This is a genomic window from Nonomuraea sp. ZG12, from assembly GCF_052068115.1.
Classification (GTDB): domain Bacteria; phylum Actinomycetota; class Actinomycetes; order Streptosporangiales; family Streptosporangiaceae; genus Nonomuraea.
Genome location: NZ_JBQHCW010000005.1, coordinates 322,374 through 335,591, shown reverse-complemented (window position 1 = coordinate 335,591; position 13,218 = coordinate 322,374). Strand labels below are relative to the sequence as shown.

The window sequence follows — 13,218 nt, the reverse complement described above, 5'->3', positions numbered from 1 at the left end:
CATGGAATGCATCGGCAAATCTACGTAGGGGGCACTTGCCGCCGGGCGGAGTCCTGGAGGGCTTGGACCAGCGCGACGGTGGCGGGCGGGTCGGGTGGATCGCCGTAGGTGACGGTGTAGAGCCGGCGGGTGAAACCGGGGAGTTCGGTGGCGTGGACGTCGGGCCGGCGGTGGGCCTGGAGCGCGAGTCCGGGCAGGGAGGTGACGCCCGCGCCGGCGGTGACGAGGGCTTGCAGGACGACCATGTCGTCGCTGAGCGAGGCGATGCGTGGCGTGAAGCCCTCCTGTCGAGGCGCCCGGCGTCACCCACCTCAAGTACCGGGTCGTGCCGGGCGCTTCGTCCTGATCGCTATCCCTTGTACTTCTTGGCCTGACCGGGTGGGACCTGCTTCTTCTTCCCCTGGCCCGGCGGGACCCAGGAGCTGTCCGACCTGGTGGCGGTGGCCTCGTCCCGTGGCTGCTCGCGCCGGTGCGCCGGGGCCTTCGTCCGCGACATGCGCTGGACGCGGACACTGTCGGTTCGCTCCTCGCGCACGGTCTTCTCCGCGGCGGTGGGGGTGGGGGACGGCGTGCTGGTGACGGTGGGATGCGCGGCCGTCTGGACGGGTGACTGGACGTGCCAGGTGGTGCTGGTGAAGACGCAGGTGACCAGAGCCGCCATGATGACCGCCTCCCGCCGGTGCGCCGCGAGCCGCCGGCACGCCGCGCTCCACCGGGAGGGCCGTGCAGGGAGGTCACGCGTCCTGCCCTGCGGCATGGGGGCGACGTCCGGCTTCGGCTCGTACCGCGACGCCACGAGCTCCAGCTGCTCTTGAACGCGCGCGGCACCCGTACGGTCCTCAGGGTCCTTCTCCAGCATGCCGCTGATGACCGGGGCCAGCTCCCCGGCCCTGTCGAACGGCGCGGGCGCGGAGGTCACCACCGCGCTCAGGGTGGCGTGCTCGCTGTTCTGGGCGAACGGCGTGCGGCCCTCGACGGCCGCGTACAGCGTCGCGCCGAGCGACCACAGGTCCGAGCTCGACGTGGCGGGAGCGCCGCGGGCGCGCTCCGGGGCGATGTACGCGGCCGTCCCCATGACGACGCTCGCCTGGGGGTGCTCCTCGTCCAGTGTGGTGGCGAGCCCGAAATCGGTCAGGATCGCGTTCCCCTCGCCGGTGAGCAGGATGTTGGCCGGCTTCACGTCGCGGTGCAGGACCCCCGCGGCGTGCGCGGCGCGCAGCGCGGCCAGCACCTCCAGCCCGATCCGGGTGACGGTGGGGACCGGCAGCGTCCCGCGGTTCGCGATCATGGTGGCGAGGCTGCTGGAGGGGACGTACTGCATGATGATCCACGGCCGCTCGTCCGCCAGCACCACGTCGTACACGGCCGCGATGTTCGGATGCGTCAGGCGGGCGGCGATGCGCGCCTCCCGCATGGTGCGCGCGATCTGCTCCTCGCGCTGCGGGCCGGAGACGGTGACCTCCTTGACCGCCACCTCACGATCCAGCAGCTCGTCACGGGCGCGCCAGACGGTGCCCATGCCGCCGGAGCCCAGCTTGGCTCCCAAACGGTAGCGTCCGCCCAGCAACCATCCCTCGTACCGCGCAATGGCCATGAGCCAGAACTATCGGATCAAGGTAACCTCGCACAACGCATCCGCCCAACACGGCACCGATTCCACCCGTCCGGCGTGGCAGGATCGGCGTATCACCACAGGCGGAAAGGCATTTTGAGATGGCCCCGAATATCGCGACCGCTGACCGCGTCGAACTGCCCGAACTGCTCGAGTTCCTGCGCCCGAGGCACCACGGCCTGCTGTCCACCACCCGCGCCGACGGCCGGCCCCAGCTCTCGCCCGTCACCTGCGGCGTCGACGGCGACGGCCGGATCGTGGTCTCCACCTACCCCGACCGCGCCAAGGCCCGCAACGCGCGCCGCGACCAGCGGGTGTCGATCTGCGTCGTGTCGGACACCTGGGACGGTCCGTACGTCCAGGTCGACGGGCGTGCCGAGGTTCTGGACATGCCCGAGGCGCTGGACGGGCTGGTCGAGTACTTCCGGTGCATCTCCGGCGAGCACCCGGACTGGGACGAATACCGCGAGGCCATGCGCCGCCAGGACAAGTCACTGATCCGCCTGCACATCGAACGCTGGGGCCCCATCGCCACGGGCGGCTTCCCCGCCCGCCTGGCCACCGACTGACCCACGGCCCTGACCAGCTGCTAGATCAGATCCAGCAGGTGGTCGCGCAGCACGACGGCCTGGTTGTGCTCGGTGTCCCTGGCGGAGTAGACGAGCGTCACCGGGCCCTTCGCGGCGGCCTCCAGCAGGGGCTCGACCGCTTCGGGACGCTCGGCGAGCTCGGCCCGGTAGCGTTCGGCGAACTCGGCGAAGCGCTCGGGGCGGTGGCCGAACCACTGGCGGAGCTCCGTCGAGGGGGCGGCGTCGCGCGCCCAGCCGTCGAGCCGCAGGTCGCTCTTGCGTATGCCTCGGGGCCACACGCGGTCCACGAGGAACACCGCGCCGGACGGCGTCTCGTGGTCGTAGACGCGCTGGATGCGGATCGATCCCATCCCCACCCCCTACCCAGCCGCCCGGTGAGGTTTTCCGCTGGTGGACTCGGATAGGGGACGGGCTCATCCGACACAGCGATGGGGGCGAACATGGGCGCCGACGACAAGGTTTCGAACAAGGCCGAAGAGCTGAAGGGCAAGGCCAAGGAGGGTGTGGGCCGGGCGACCGACGACGAGCGGCTTGAGGCCGAGGGCCATGCCGACCAGGGCAAGAGCAAGCTCAAGCAGGCCGGCGAGAAGGCCAAGGACGCGACGAAGAACGTGAAGGACGCTTTCAAGCACTGACGCGGCCAGGGCACGGGGACCTCCGGCGGGATGCCGGTGCGCCCGTGCCACCGCCGTGGATCGTCAGGAGCGGACGAGCCTGGCGATCGCCTCGGACGCCTCCTTGACCTTGGCCTCCGCCTCCGGGCCACCCTTGAGGGTGGCCTCGGCCACGCAGTGGGCCAGGTGCTCCTCCAACAGGGAGATCGCGAAAGACTGCAGGGCGCTGGTGGTCGCGGACACCTGGGTGAGGATGTCGATGCAGTACTTGTCCTCCTCGACCATCCGCTCCAGGCCGCGCACCTGGCCTTCGATGCGGCGCAGCCGCCGCTGGTGGTTCTGCTTGTTCTCGGTGTAGCCGACCATGCGGTCTACTATACCCCCGTACCGTATCCCGTGTCAGGTCCGGGCATCGGATGTCAACGCGAGCACCTGCCTGTTTACCCGCCCATTACGGGAATTCAGCAACCACCTTTCGTAACTGGCGATATGGGTCAAGCCTTCTTTGGCTTACGTGTTTGGTGTGGTTTATGGGTATATAGCGGTTAGCGTCCTAATCGACGCTCCAACACAGGGGGGTAAGCAATGAACCTCATTCCTACTGGCTTCAGGTCCGGCTGCGGGTGCGGCTGTCGTCGTCGCTGTGGATGCGGCTGGCGCCGCCGTAGGTGCTGCTGGTGGTAAGAGAACACGCTGAGAGCCGGCGGCCCCACCGCCGGCTCTCGTTCTCCAGCACCAGCCGGGGAGACCATCCGGCCCTCGCGCCGGCGGTCTCCCTGCGCCGCACGTTCCGCGAGTTCTGGCCCGACACCCACGGCCTGCGCTGGCTGCTCGTGGCCGGTGTGCTCTTCGCGATCCTGGCCGCCCTGTGCGAGGTCGCGGCGATCGGGCTGTTCGGCCGCATCACCGACGAGGTGCTCACCACCCGCGACCTGGAGGCGTTCTGGGGGCCGGCGTTCTCCTGGCTGGCGCTGGCGATCGTGGCCGGGATGGCGTCGCTCGCCGGGACGTACTCCACGGCCGTGGGCGCCGAGCGCTTCCTGCTGCGGCTGCGTGACCGGGTGTTCTCGCACGTCCAGCGGCTGTCCCCGGACTTCTCGGAGAACCGGCGGCTGGGCGACCTGATGGCCCGGCTCACCGACGACATCGAGGCCATCGAGGAGATGATGGGCTCCGGCCTGGTGAAGCTGTTCACCACGGTCGCCAGCGTGATCTTCTTCGCCGGCGCGGCCTTCTACGTCCGCTGGGACCTCGCGCTGATCACGATGGCGCTGGTGCCCATCTTCCTGGTGGTCTCGAAGGTCTTCGCGTCCAGGTTCAGGACGGCGGCCGCGCGCGAGCGGCGCAGCAACGGGGACATGAACAGCGTCCTGGAGGAGGGCCTGGCCAACCAGTCGCTCGTGCAGGCGTACAACCGCCAGCAGAGCGAGTCGCAGCGCCTGCACCGCACGGGGCAGGGCTGGTTGCGCGCCAACCTGACCCAGGCGTGGCTCTCAGGCCTGTACGGCCCCGCGGTCCAGGTGCTCGAGACCATCTGCCTCATCGTCGTGCTCGGCTTCGGCGCCTGGGAGATAGCCGCCGGCCGGCTCACCCTCGGCGGCCTGCTCGCCTTCGCCGCCTACCTGGCGATGCTCTATCCGGCCGTCCAGAGCCTGGGGGAGATCGCGCTCACCGTGTCGGAGGCGGCGGCCGGCTCCGACCGCGTGATGGAGATCCTCGGCACCCGGCCCGCCGTCACCGACAGCGCCACCGCCGTGCCGCTCGCCACCAGGGCTCGCGGCCGGGTCGAGTTCGAGCACGTCAGCTTCCGCTATCCCAGCCGCAGGCGGCTCGCGCTGCAGGACCTGTCGTTCGTCGCCGAGCCGGGAGAGCTGCTGGTGTGCACCGGGCCGAGCGGGGCGGGCAAGTCCACCCTGGCCAAGCTGCTGCTGAGGTTCTACGACCCGAGCGCCGGCCGCATCCTGCTCGACGGGACCGACATCCGCGACGTGACCCGCGACTCGCTCCGCGCGAACATCACCATCCTGCACCAGGAGACGCTGCTGTTCTCCGGGTCGGTGCGCGACAACATCGCCTACGGACGCCCGGCCGCCACGCTGGACGAGGTGATCCGCGCGGCGGAGCTGGCCGGGGTGCACGACTTCGTCAGGACGCTGCCGTTCGGGTACGACACGCGGGTGGGGCAGCGCGGCAGGCTCCTGTCCGGAGGTCAGCGGCAGCGCGTCGCGATCGCCAGGGCGATCCTGCGCGACGCCCCCGTGCTCGTGCTCGACGAGCCGATGACCGGCCTGGACCAGGTCTCGGCCGCGCGGATCATGGAGCCGCTGCGCCTGCTGATGGCGGGGCGGACGACGATCCTCATCACCCACGACCTGCGCCAGGTGCCGCGCGACGCGCGCGTGATCGAGCTGGAGCCGGTCGCTCGTCCTGGCCGGCTCCGCCTCAAGCGCCAGGGGCGTCACGGGGTGAAGCGGCCGACGATCCCTTCGACGAGCCTGTTGACGCCGAGGGTGTCGAACAGCGACTGAGACCGGGTCGAGGTCGTGACGGCGGAGGTCTCGTACTGCGAGGTCGTGACGGCAGAGGCGTCGTACGGCGACGTCGCGACGAGCGCGGTGCCGTACGGCGAGGTCGTGACGACGCCGGTGCCGGTCACGCAGACCGCCATGGTGGTGCCGAGCACGCCCTGGAGCAGGTTGTCGACGCCGACGGCGCGGGACAGGGCCGGGATCGGCGCGGGATCCGGCCGGTACGCGGCCAGGAAGGGGGTTTCGTAGACGTTGGCGATCAGCCCCTGGGCGAACGCCTCGACGTCGTCCTCCTCCGGCAGCGACGCGGCCGGGGTCCAGTCCTCGGCCAGGATGCCGTTCTCGTCCACGGCGCCGAACATGCCCTGCATCAGCTCCTCGGCGGAGATGACGTCGAGCACCGACTCGGTCGCCGGCGGCGCCTGGTAGATGAGGGTGCCGCCCACGCACGGCAGCGCGGCGGCGGTGTCGTCGGCGGAAACGGGGCCGGCCATCAGAGCCAGCCCGGCGACCGTCGCGGTCAGTGTGGTGAAGACGTGTTTGTACATGGGTGCTCCCTGCGGGTGGTGATTCGGATCATCCGCTGTGATCATTACCCGCCGAAGTGGATCATCTACTTAATGGTTGGATCAGGCAGTCTTTACCGATCTGAACTGGTGTACCGCCAGTGACGATTGATATCCGCCTGAACACGCCCGAACGCGTACTCTTGCTGGAATGCACAGACGGGTGATCGATGACCGATTCGAGCTGGTGGAGCGGCTCGGCGGCGGGGGCATGGGCCTGGTGTGGCGGGCCTGGGACACGGCACTGCACAGAGAAGTCGCGCTGAAGGAGGTCCGCCCCCCGGACCCCGCGATGGCGGAGCAGGACCCCGCCACCGTTCGCGAGTTGCGGGAGCGTGTCCTGCGAGAGGCTCGGGCGCTGGCCCGCCTCAACCATCCGCATGTGGTGACCATCCACCACATCGTCGACGAAAGCCCCGACGCCTACCCGTGGCTGGTCATGGAGCTCGTCAGCGGCGGGTCGCTGCAGGACCGGCTGGCCCACGGCCCGATGGCGCCGGGAGAGGTGGCCCGCCTCGGTCGCGAGGTCCTGTCCGCCTTGCGGGCGGCCCACGCGGTCGGCATCCAGCACCGCGACGTCAAGCCCGCCAACGTGCTGCTCCGCCAGGACGGCCAGTCGGTGCTCACCGACTTCGGCATCGCCGCCATCCGCGAGTTCACCAACCTGACCGCGACCGGCGCGTTCATCGGCTCACCCGAGTACATGGCGCCTGAGCGCATCAACGGCTACGAGGGCGACCCGGCCTCCGACCTCTGGTCGCTCGGCATGCTCCTGTACGTGGCCGTGGAGGGCCGTCATCCGCTGCGCCGGGCCACCACGATGGCGACGCTGGCCGCCGTGCTCAACCAGGACGTGCCGCCGCCCGAGCGGGCCGGACCCCTGGGGCCCGTGCTGATGGCGCTGCTCAGGCGGCACCCGCCCGCGCGTCCCGACCCCGACAGCCTGGACCGCATGCTCGCCTCGGCGGCAGCGGGCGGCCCGCCGTTACCCGGGCCCCCTCCGCCAGGATGGGGCCCGTCGCAGCCGATCCCGCACGCCCACACCATGCCGTCACGCCGTCCGCGCCGGGGCTCGGGCGGCCTGATCGCCGGGGTGTCGGCCGCGGCGGTCGCCGCCGTCGTGACGGCGGGCGCGCTGGTGTGGGGGGTGCTGCAGCCGACGGGCGGCGATCCCGAGGACAGGCTGACCGGCCTGGAGTCGTCCGCCGACGCGGAGTCCCGCTCGCAGTCTCCGTCGGACTCGGAGAGGACCGGGTCGGCCGACGACCGCGAGAATATCGACGACCCCGAGAACGACCCCGAGAACGACCCCGAGCCCACCGACGACGCGCCCGTCAACCTGCTGACCCCCGCGGGGACCCGAGCCATGATCAAGGCGCTCAAGCCGGTGATCGGCGGCACCAAGGTCGTCCGGATGGTGGTCTACCCGACCTACGCCAGCGTCGACGCCCCGGTCAAGGGGAAGAAGGGCGTCTACGACCGCTTCGTCTACCGGGAGGGCGTGGCCTCGCGCCAGGGGCCCGGTGGCGCCATCAACGCGACCATGTCGGTGGTGGACCTCGGCACGTTCAACTGGAACGTCCTGCCCGGCCTGATCCGCAGGGCGGACAAGGAGCTGGGCATCTCCAAGCCCACCACGCGCTATCTCATCGTGAACCCCGGTTTCGCGTTCGGTAGCACGAAGGAGGTGCTGATGGTCTACGTCGGCGACGAGTACCACCGCACCGGCTATCTGGCGGCCGACCGTGACGGCCGGGTGGTGAAGAAGATGAAGGCCTCGTGACGACCGGCGACGTCATCAAGGACGGCTACGAGCTGGAGTTCGAGGACACCTTCGAGGGCGACCGCCTCGACGCGACCCGCTGGGTCGCCCACTATCTGCCGCAGTGGACCACCTCCGCATCCTCGGCCGCCCGCCACCGGGTCGGCGACGGGCTGCTGCGCCTGCTGATCGAGGAGGATCAGCCGCCGTGGTCGCCGGAGCTCGAAGGCGGGCTCCGGGTGTCGTCCCTGCAGACCGGCGTCTTCGCCGGACCCGTCGGCAGCACGATCGGGCAGCACGGGCGTGACTCCGGCGCGGTCGTCCGCGAGGCCCAGCGGAACGTCCGGCTCTACACCCCGCACTACGGCCTGATCGAGATGCGCGCCAAGGCGACCGACGACCCGCGCAGCATGGTCGCGCTCTGGATGATCGGCTACGAGGACCGGCCCGAGCGCTCGGCCGAGATCTGCGTCTGTGAGATCTTCGGCCGCGACGTCGGGCCGGACACCACCCGCGTCGGCATGGGCGTCCACCCCTTCGGCGACCCGGCGATCACCGACGACTTCACCGCGGAGCCGCTGCCCATCGACGCCCGCGACTTCCACGTGTACGCGGCGCAGTGGAAGCCCGGCCAGGTGTCCTTCTTCGTGGACGGCCGGCACATCAGGACCGTGCCGCAGGCGCCGGACTATCCGATGCAGCTCATGCTCAACATCTATGAGTTCCCGGGGGATCCTGTGGTGGGGGAGCGCCCATATCCCAAGGAATTCATCGTTGACTATGTACGGGGATATCGCGCGCTTTGACGCAAACGAATAGCACGTTACGCGCCTTTTGCCGTAACCAAATACGGGCTATTCCTTACGGGTGCCGCCAGTCAAGTCTTTTTTGATCGATGTCCAGGTCGTGATTTATCGCGATATAGGCATTAGTGTCCCTTTTGGAAGAACCGAAAGGGGGAGACGAGATGCTCACCAGTGGATACCCGACCTCCCACCGAGGTGGCTGTCGACGTCGTCGTAGGTGCGGTTGTCGTCGCGGTTGGGGCGGCGGCTGGGGCGGCGGCTGGGGCTGGCGCAAGTCGTCCTGGTGGTGGTAGCAGCTGAAGAAGCGAGACTGAGAGCCGGCGGATCACCGCCGGCTCTCTCCTGTGTCCGGGCTCACCAGCTCCACATGCCCACCCGTACCGGCACCCCAGGGGAGGCGTGCAGGATGGGATCGTCGTCGGGCGCGGGCAGGCCGCCGGCCTGGAGCAGGCTCTGGTCGAGGCGGATCAGCGCGGCGCGGTGCAACGGCCAGGGCTCGTGCTCGATCTCGGCCGAGGCCAGCCGGTTCGCCATCTTCGTGAACAGCCTGAACCTCGCCGTCAGGAACCACGCGAGCTCGTCGCCGTCCCAGGATGCCGTGTCCCGCTCCACGTCCACGTCGCACCGCGCGCCGCTGGGGCCCGGCCAGGTGCGACGGCACCGGTACTGCGTGAGCGCCCCGGCGATCCGTACGGACATGTCCGACCAGAAATAGGGCAGGCCGTAACCGGCGCGACCGCCGAGCGCGGCGGGCAGCCGTCCGGCGTCCAGCGACAGGAACCAGATCCCGCTGCGCCCGCGATCGTCGCGCACGTAGGTCCGCAGGTTGGTCTCGGGGAAGCGGGACAGCCACGGTAGCGCGGGCAGGCCCGCCGCCCGGACGTCCTCCATGACAAAGGGCGTCATCCCGATCCAGGCCGTCCCGTCGAAGGTCTCCACCGTGAGGGAGTCCGGCAGCATCGACTGGATGAGCGCGGCGGGATAGCGCCAGTGCAGGAAGGTGATGTCGGACCAGCGGTGGTGCATCACCGGCCGGGCGACCCTCGGCGTGGGCCGGGGGCCGCCGTCGCGCTCACTCGTGTCGTCCATACCCCGTCACTCCCTGAAGTCCAGGCCCTCGAAAGCGCCTGACTCGCGCCACCGGTCGAGGTAGGCGAAGTAGGCCACCGCGCCCTTCGGGTAACCGACCCGGAACCCGGTCGCCTGGTCGGATTCGTGGCCCTCGTTGTTGTAGTAGCCGGGGGTGCAGCCCGGCGCCCCCAGGATCCTGCCCGTCCCCGACCCGAGCAGCTCGACCCACGCGTTCTCGGCCTGCTCGGAGACCTCGACCTCGCGGTGGCCGTGAGCCAGGGCGTGCCCGATGACGGCGGCGATCGTCCGGCCCGACTCCGTGAGGTCGTGCGGGATGTTGGCGACGAGGTTCGCGCCCTGACCCAGCTGCACCAGGAAGGCGTTCGGAAACCCGTGCGTGTGGATGCCGTGCAGGGTGCGCATCCCCTCGGCCCAGCGCTCGGAGAGCCTGACGCCGTCGCGCCCGGTCAGGTCGAAGCCGGCCCGCCGCGTCCATGCGGTGCCGACCTCGAAGCCAGAGGCGTGGATGACGCAGTCGACGGCGTACTCCCTGCCGCCGGCGACCACCCCGGTCTCGGTCAGGCGCTGCACGCCCTTGCCGTCGGTGTCGACGAGGTGCGTGCCGGGCAGGTTGAAGGCCTGCAGATACTCGTCGTGGAAGCACGGCCGCTTGCACAGCTGGCGATACCACGCCTTGAGCCGCTGGGCGGTCTCCGGATCGGCGACGACGGCGTCGACCCGGGCCCGGATCTCCGACATCTTCTCGAAGTCCGCGTCCTCGAAGGCCGCCAGCATCCGCTCCAGGCTCCGCTCCTCGGCGGGCAGCGCCATGATCCTCGAACGCACCCGACCGGCGATGTCGGTCCAGCCGTCCATCACCAGGTCCTCCTCGGGCATCGCGCCGCTCTGGTTGGCGGTGAAGTTCGCCAGCCAGCGCTGCTGCCAGCCGGGCTGCGCGATCTCCGCGAACCACCCCGGATCGGTCGGCTGGTTGTCCCGGACGTCCACGGACGACGGCGTGCGCTGGAAGACGTACAGCTCCTCGCACGCCCGCGCCAGGTGTGGCACGCACTGCACGGCCGTCGCGCCGGTGCCGATGATGGCCACCCGCTTGCCGGCCAGCCTGTCCATAGGCGCGCCGGAGGGGTCGCCGCCGGTGTAGCCGTAGTCCCATCGGCTGGTGTGGAAGGAGTGCCCGCCGAACGATTCGATGCCCGGGATGCCGGGCAGTTTCGGTACGTGCAGCGGACCGATGCCCATGGCGACGAACTGGGCGGTGAAGGCGTCGCCCCGGTCCGTGCGGACGATCCAGTGGGACCGGCTCTCGTCCCAGCGCAGGTCCTGGACCTCGGTGTGGAACAGCGCGTGGTCGTACAGCCCGTACTGCTTGCCGATGCGCCGGCAGTGCTCCAGGATCTCGGGGCCGTGCGCGTACTTCTCCGTCGGCATGTGCCCGGTCTCTTCGAGCAGCGGCATGTACACGTACGACGCGGTGTCGCACTGCGCGCCCGGATACCGGTTCCAGTACCACGTGCCGCCGAAGTCGCCGCCCTTGTCGATGATGCGCACGTCGTCGACCCCGGCCTCCTTCAGCCGCGCGCCGGTGACGAGCCCGGCGAAGCCGCCGCCGACGAACGCGACGGTGACGTGGTCGGTCCTGGGCTCGCGCTCGGTCCTGGGGGTGTACGGGTCGTCGAGATAGTGCGCCAGCTCCCCGGTCAGCCGGAGATACTGGTCGTTGCCGTCAGGGCGGAGCCGCTTGTCGCGCTCTTCCAGGTATTTGCGGCGCAGTGCTTCTTTGTCGACGTCTGGACGGTCAGTGACGGACATGCCTGCTCCCGATCCGGGGACCATCGGCCTGATACCAGCATGGCATTCGGCGACCGCCTCGGTAAGGGCGACCGGCCGAAGCCGACGCTCAGGGCAGGCCCCGCCGTCGGCGACAATCAGCATGTTGTGACAACATGTCCTGACTCATGCCGTTAAGGTGCGTGGGGTTGATCCCCGATCTTCTCAGGAGTCGCCCCGGTCATGCCGAACGCAGCACCTCTACGCGAAGGCGACCCCACAGCCGTAGGGGTCTACCGGATCGTCGGCCGGCTGGGAGCGGGCCGTCACGGAGTCGTGTACCTGGGCCAGGCCCCCGACGACCGGCTCGTGGCCGTCAAGGTGCTGCGCGAGGGCGTGTCCGGCGACCTGACCAGGGCACTCGCCGCCGCTCGCCGGGTCGAGCCGTTCTGCGTCGCACAGGTGCTGGACGCGTCGACGGGCGGGCGGGCGTACATCGTCAGTGAGTACGTCGAGGGCCCCTCGCTGGCGCAGACGGGCCGCCACACCGGCGCGGACCTGCAACGACTGGCGGTGAGCACGGCCACCGCGCTGACCGCCATCCACCAGGCGGGCCTCACGCACCGGAACTTCAAACCCGCCGACGTCCTTCTCGGCAGAGACGGCCCGCGAGTCGCCGACTTCGCCCACCCCCGCGACACCCGGACCCCGGCCACCGGCTTCGACACCGGCACCGGAAGCGGCACCCGCTTCGGCACCGGAACGGGATCCGACCGCGTCGCCGATGCCTCGGTTCCGGTCGGCGGCGGTGCCGGCATGCCGGCCTATCTGGCCCCCGAGCAGCTCGCGGGCTCCGCCGCCGGGCCCGCCGCCGACGTCTTCGCGTGGGGCTGCGTCGTCGCCGCGGCGGCCACCGGCACGCCGCCGTTCGGCGACGACTCCGTGCCTGCTGTCACAGGCCGCGTCATGTACGCCGAGCCGTGGCTGGGCGACCTGCCGGAGCCGCTGCGCTCGGTCGTGCACGACTGCCTGGCCAAGGACCCCACCGCCCGCCCGGCCATGCGGGACGTGCTGACGCGGCTCACCGCCGGGCCGCGACAGGTCCGCCGCCGGCCGGCGCGGGCCCTGCTGATCGCCGCGTCCGCCGCGGTCATCGCCCTGTCCGTGTCCGCCGCGATCATCTGGAACGCCTCCTCGACCGGCGGGATGGGAACCCCGCAGCTCGCCGCGCACGCCGGCGAATCGCCGACCGTCCCGCCGGAGACGGCTGGGGACGACACAGCCGGGGACGAGACGACCGAGGACGAGACGACCGGGGAGGGGGCGCCGAGGACGCCCGCGACCAGGCGCGCGACCACCCAGCCGAGAGCGAAGACCAACCGCCCGACCACGCGGCCACGCCGCACCGCTACGCCCGGCCCCACGAAGACCCGGACGACGACCGGGCCGACGACCGGGCCACGCGCCACCCCCACGCCGTCGCGCGTCCGTCCGAACAAGAAGGCGGCGACCGCCTCGTTCTCGCTGGCCTACGTGCGCGTCCAGGGCTCATCCAAGATCAACCCTGATGGCGTGACGTGCTACACGGGATCGATGAACTTCGGCGTCGGGATCGACGCGACGAAGCCTGCCGCGCCGTACTCCTATCAGTGGCTCCACGACGGAAAGGTCATCGAGAGCGGCTCGTCCCGGCTGCCGTCGGGCAGCCGCAGCGACTACGTGCCCTCCAGGAGGATGCTGCGACCGCAGGACGGCACGCACCGGGTCACCTTCCGGATCACCGCGCCGGTCGTCAGGACCGAGTCCGTCACGTTCGCCATGTGCCAGACGCGGCCGTGACCGTCAGCGGTGCTCCCGGACAAGCGGTGCTCCCCGGACAAG

12 protein-coding genes and 1 pseudogene are annotated in these 13,218 nt (G+C 70.4%); 6 read left to right on the top strand and 7 right to left on the bottom strand.

Features of this window, described 5'->3' with window-relative positions; genetic code table 11:
- Positions 1-20: 20 nt before the first annotated feature.
- Positions 21-284 (bottom strand): annotated as a pseudogene (locus ACTMTF_RS18170) (LysR substrate-binding domain-containing protein); the annotation flags it as partial.
- Between the two features lie 65 nt (positions 285-349).
- On the bottom strand, positions 350-1,594 hold the full coding sequence (locus ACTMTF_RS18165; protein ID WP_441111734.1) for a serine/threonine-protein kinase: 1,245 nt from the start codon (positions 1,592-1,594) through the stop codon (positions 350-352).
- Between the two features lie 119 nt (positions 1,595-1,713).
- On the opposite strand from ACTMTF_RS18165, the gene ACTMTF_RS18160 reads away from it, so the two are divergent.
- Positions 1,714-2,181 carry a PPOX class F420-dependent oxidoreductase gene (locus tag ACTMTF_RS18160; RefSeq protein WP_397007529.1) on the top strand — a complete coding sequence of 156 codons (468 nt, stop codon included), beginning with the start codon at positions 1,714-1,716 and terminating at the stop codon, positions 2,179-2,181.
- A gap of 20 nt (positions 2,182-2,201) precedes the next feature.
- On the opposite strand, the gene ACTMTF_RS18155 is transcribed toward ACTMTF_RS18160, so the two are convergent.
- Complete coding sequence (locus ACTMTF_RS18155) at positions 2,202-2,552, bottom strand: DUF488 domain-containing protein (protein WP_441111733.1); 351 nt, start codon at positions 2,550-2,552, stop codon at positions 2,202-2,204.
- Between the two features lie 90 nt (positions 2,553-2,642).
- Here ACTMTF_RS18155 and ACTMTF_RS18150 point away from each other — a divergent pair, with 90 nt between their 5' ends.
- On the top strand, positions 2,643-2,837 hold the full coding sequence (locus ACTMTF_RS18150; protein WP_327107529.1) for a CsbD family protein: 195 nt from the start codon (positions 2,643-2,645) through the stop codon (positions 2,835-2,837).
- Between the two features lie 63 nt (positions 2,838-2,900).
- Here ACTMTF_RS18150 and ACTMTF_RS18145 read toward each other — a convergent pair whose 3' ends face one another.
- The gene (locus tag ACTMTF_RS18145; RefSeq protein WP_441111732.1) at positions 2,901-3,182 is read right to left on the bottom strand and encodes a metal-sensitive transcriptional regulator; all 282 of its coding nucleotides are present in this window, start codon (positions 3,180-3,182) and stop codon (positions 2,901-2,903) included.
- 311 nt (positions 3,183-3,493) lie between these two features.
- Here ACTMTF_RS18145 and ACTMTF_RS18140 point away from each other — a divergent pair, with 311 nt between their 5' ends.
- Positions 3,494-5,344 (top strand): ABC transporter ATP-binding protein, encoded by a 1,851-nt coding sequence (locus ACTMTF_RS18140; protein ID WP_441111731.1) that lies wholly within the window; start codon positions 3,494-3,496, stop codon positions 5,342-5,344.
- On the opposite strand, the gene ACTMTF_RS18135 is transcribed toward ACTMTF_RS18140, so the two are convergent.
- Positions 5,275-5,892: a hypothetical protein gene (locus tag ACTMTF_RS18135; RefSeq protein ID WP_441111730.1), complete on the bottom strand. Its 618-nt coding sequence runs from the start codon at positions 5,890-5,892 to the stop codon at positions 5,275-5,277. The two genes, ACTMTF_RS18140 and ACTMTF_RS18135, sit on opposite strands and share 70 nt — an antisense overlap.
- 169 nt (positions 5,893-6,061) lie before the next feature.
- On the opposite strand from ACTMTF_RS18135, the gene ACTMTF_RS18130 reads away from it, so the two are divergent.
- Together ACTMTF_RS18130 and ACTMTF_RS18125 are read left to right on the top strand one after the other, a co-directional pair.
- Positions 6,062-7,693 carry a serine/threonine-protein kinase gene (locus ACTMTF_RS18130; protein WP_441111729.1) on the top strand — a complete coding sequence of 544 codons (1,632 nt, stop codon included), beginning with the start codon at positions 6,062-6,064 and terminating at the stop codon, positions 7,691-7,693.
- Positions 7,690-8,478, top strand: coding sequence for a glycoside hydrolase family 16 protein (locus tag ACTMTF_RS18125; RefSeq protein ID WP_441111728.1), 789 nt, complete (start codon positions 7,690-7,692; stop codon positions 8,476-8,478). Before ACTMTF_RS18130 ends, ACTMTF_RS18125 begins: the two co-directional genes overlap by 4 nt.
- Before the next feature lie 354 nt (positions 8,479-8,832).
- Here ACTMTF_RS18125 and ACTMTF_RS18120 read toward each other — a convergent pair whose 3' ends face one another.
- Together ACTMTF_RS18120 and ACTMTF_RS18115 are read right to left on the bottom strand one after the other, a co-directional pair.
- A complete protein-coding gene (locus ACTMTF_RS18120) occupies positions 8,833-9,567 on the bottom strand; it encodes a YqjF family protein (protein ID WP_441111727.1) in 735 nt (244 codons plus the stop codon).
- A gap of 6 nt (positions 9,568-9,573) precedes the next feature.
- Positions 9,574-11,379 (bottom strand): flavin-containing monooxygenase, encoded by a 1,806-nt coding sequence (locus ACTMTF_RS18115; protein WP_441111726.1) that lies wholly within the window; start codon positions 11,377-11,379, stop codon positions 9,574-9,576.
- A 201-nt stretch (positions 11,380-11,580) separates the two neighbouring features.
- Between ACTMTF_RS18115 and ACTMTF_RS18110 the strand changes: the two genes are divergently transcribed.
- Entirely contained in the window at positions 11,581-13,176 is a 1,596-nt protein-coding gene (locus tag ACTMTF_RS18110) for a serine/threonine-protein kinase (RefSeq protein ID WP_441111725.1), read from the top strand.
- Positions 13,177-13,218: the final 42 nt, after the last annotated feature.

Coding starts and splice junctions, on each gene's coding strand:
- ACTMTF_RS18165 (WP_441111734.1), bottom strand. CDS start 1,594: ATGGCCATTGCGCGGTACGAGGGATGGTTGCTGGGCGGACGCTACCGT.
- ACTMTF_RS18160 (WP_397007529.1), top strand. CDS start 1,714: ATGGCCCCGAATATCGCGACCGCTGACCGCGTCGAACTGCCCGAACTG.
- ACTMTF_RS18155 (WP_441111733.1), bottom strand. CDS start 2,552: ATGGGATCGATCCGCATCCAGCGCGTCTACGACCACGAGACGCCGTCC.
- ACTMTF_RS18150 (WP_327107529.1), top strand. CDS start 2,643: ATGGGCGCCGACGACAAGGTTTCGAACAAGGCCGAAGAGCTGAAGGGC.
- ACTMTF_RS18145 (WP_441111732.1), bottom strand. CDS start 3,182: ATGGTCGGCTACACCGAGAACAAGCAGAACCACCAGCGGCGGCTGCGC.
- ACTMTF_RS18135 (WP_441111730.1), bottom strand. CDS start 5,892: ATGTACAAACACGTCTTCACCACACTGACCGCGACGGTCGCCGGGCTG.
- ACTMTF_RS18130 (WP_441111729.1), top strand. CDS start 6,062: ATGCACAGACGGGTGATCGATGACCGATTCGAGCTGGTGGAGCGGCTC.
- ACTMTF_RS18120 (WP_441111727.1), bottom strand. CDS start 9,567: ATGGACGACACGAGTGAGCGCGACGGCGGCCCCCGGCCCACGCCGAGG.
- ACTMTF_RS18115 (WP_441111726.1), bottom strand. CDS start 11,379: ATGTCCGTCACTGACCGTCCAGACGTCGACAAAGAAGCACTGCGCCGC.
- ACTMTF_RS18110 (WP_441111725.1), top strand. CDS start 11,581: ATGCCGAACGCAGCACCTCTACGCGAAGGCGACCCCACAGCCGTAGGG.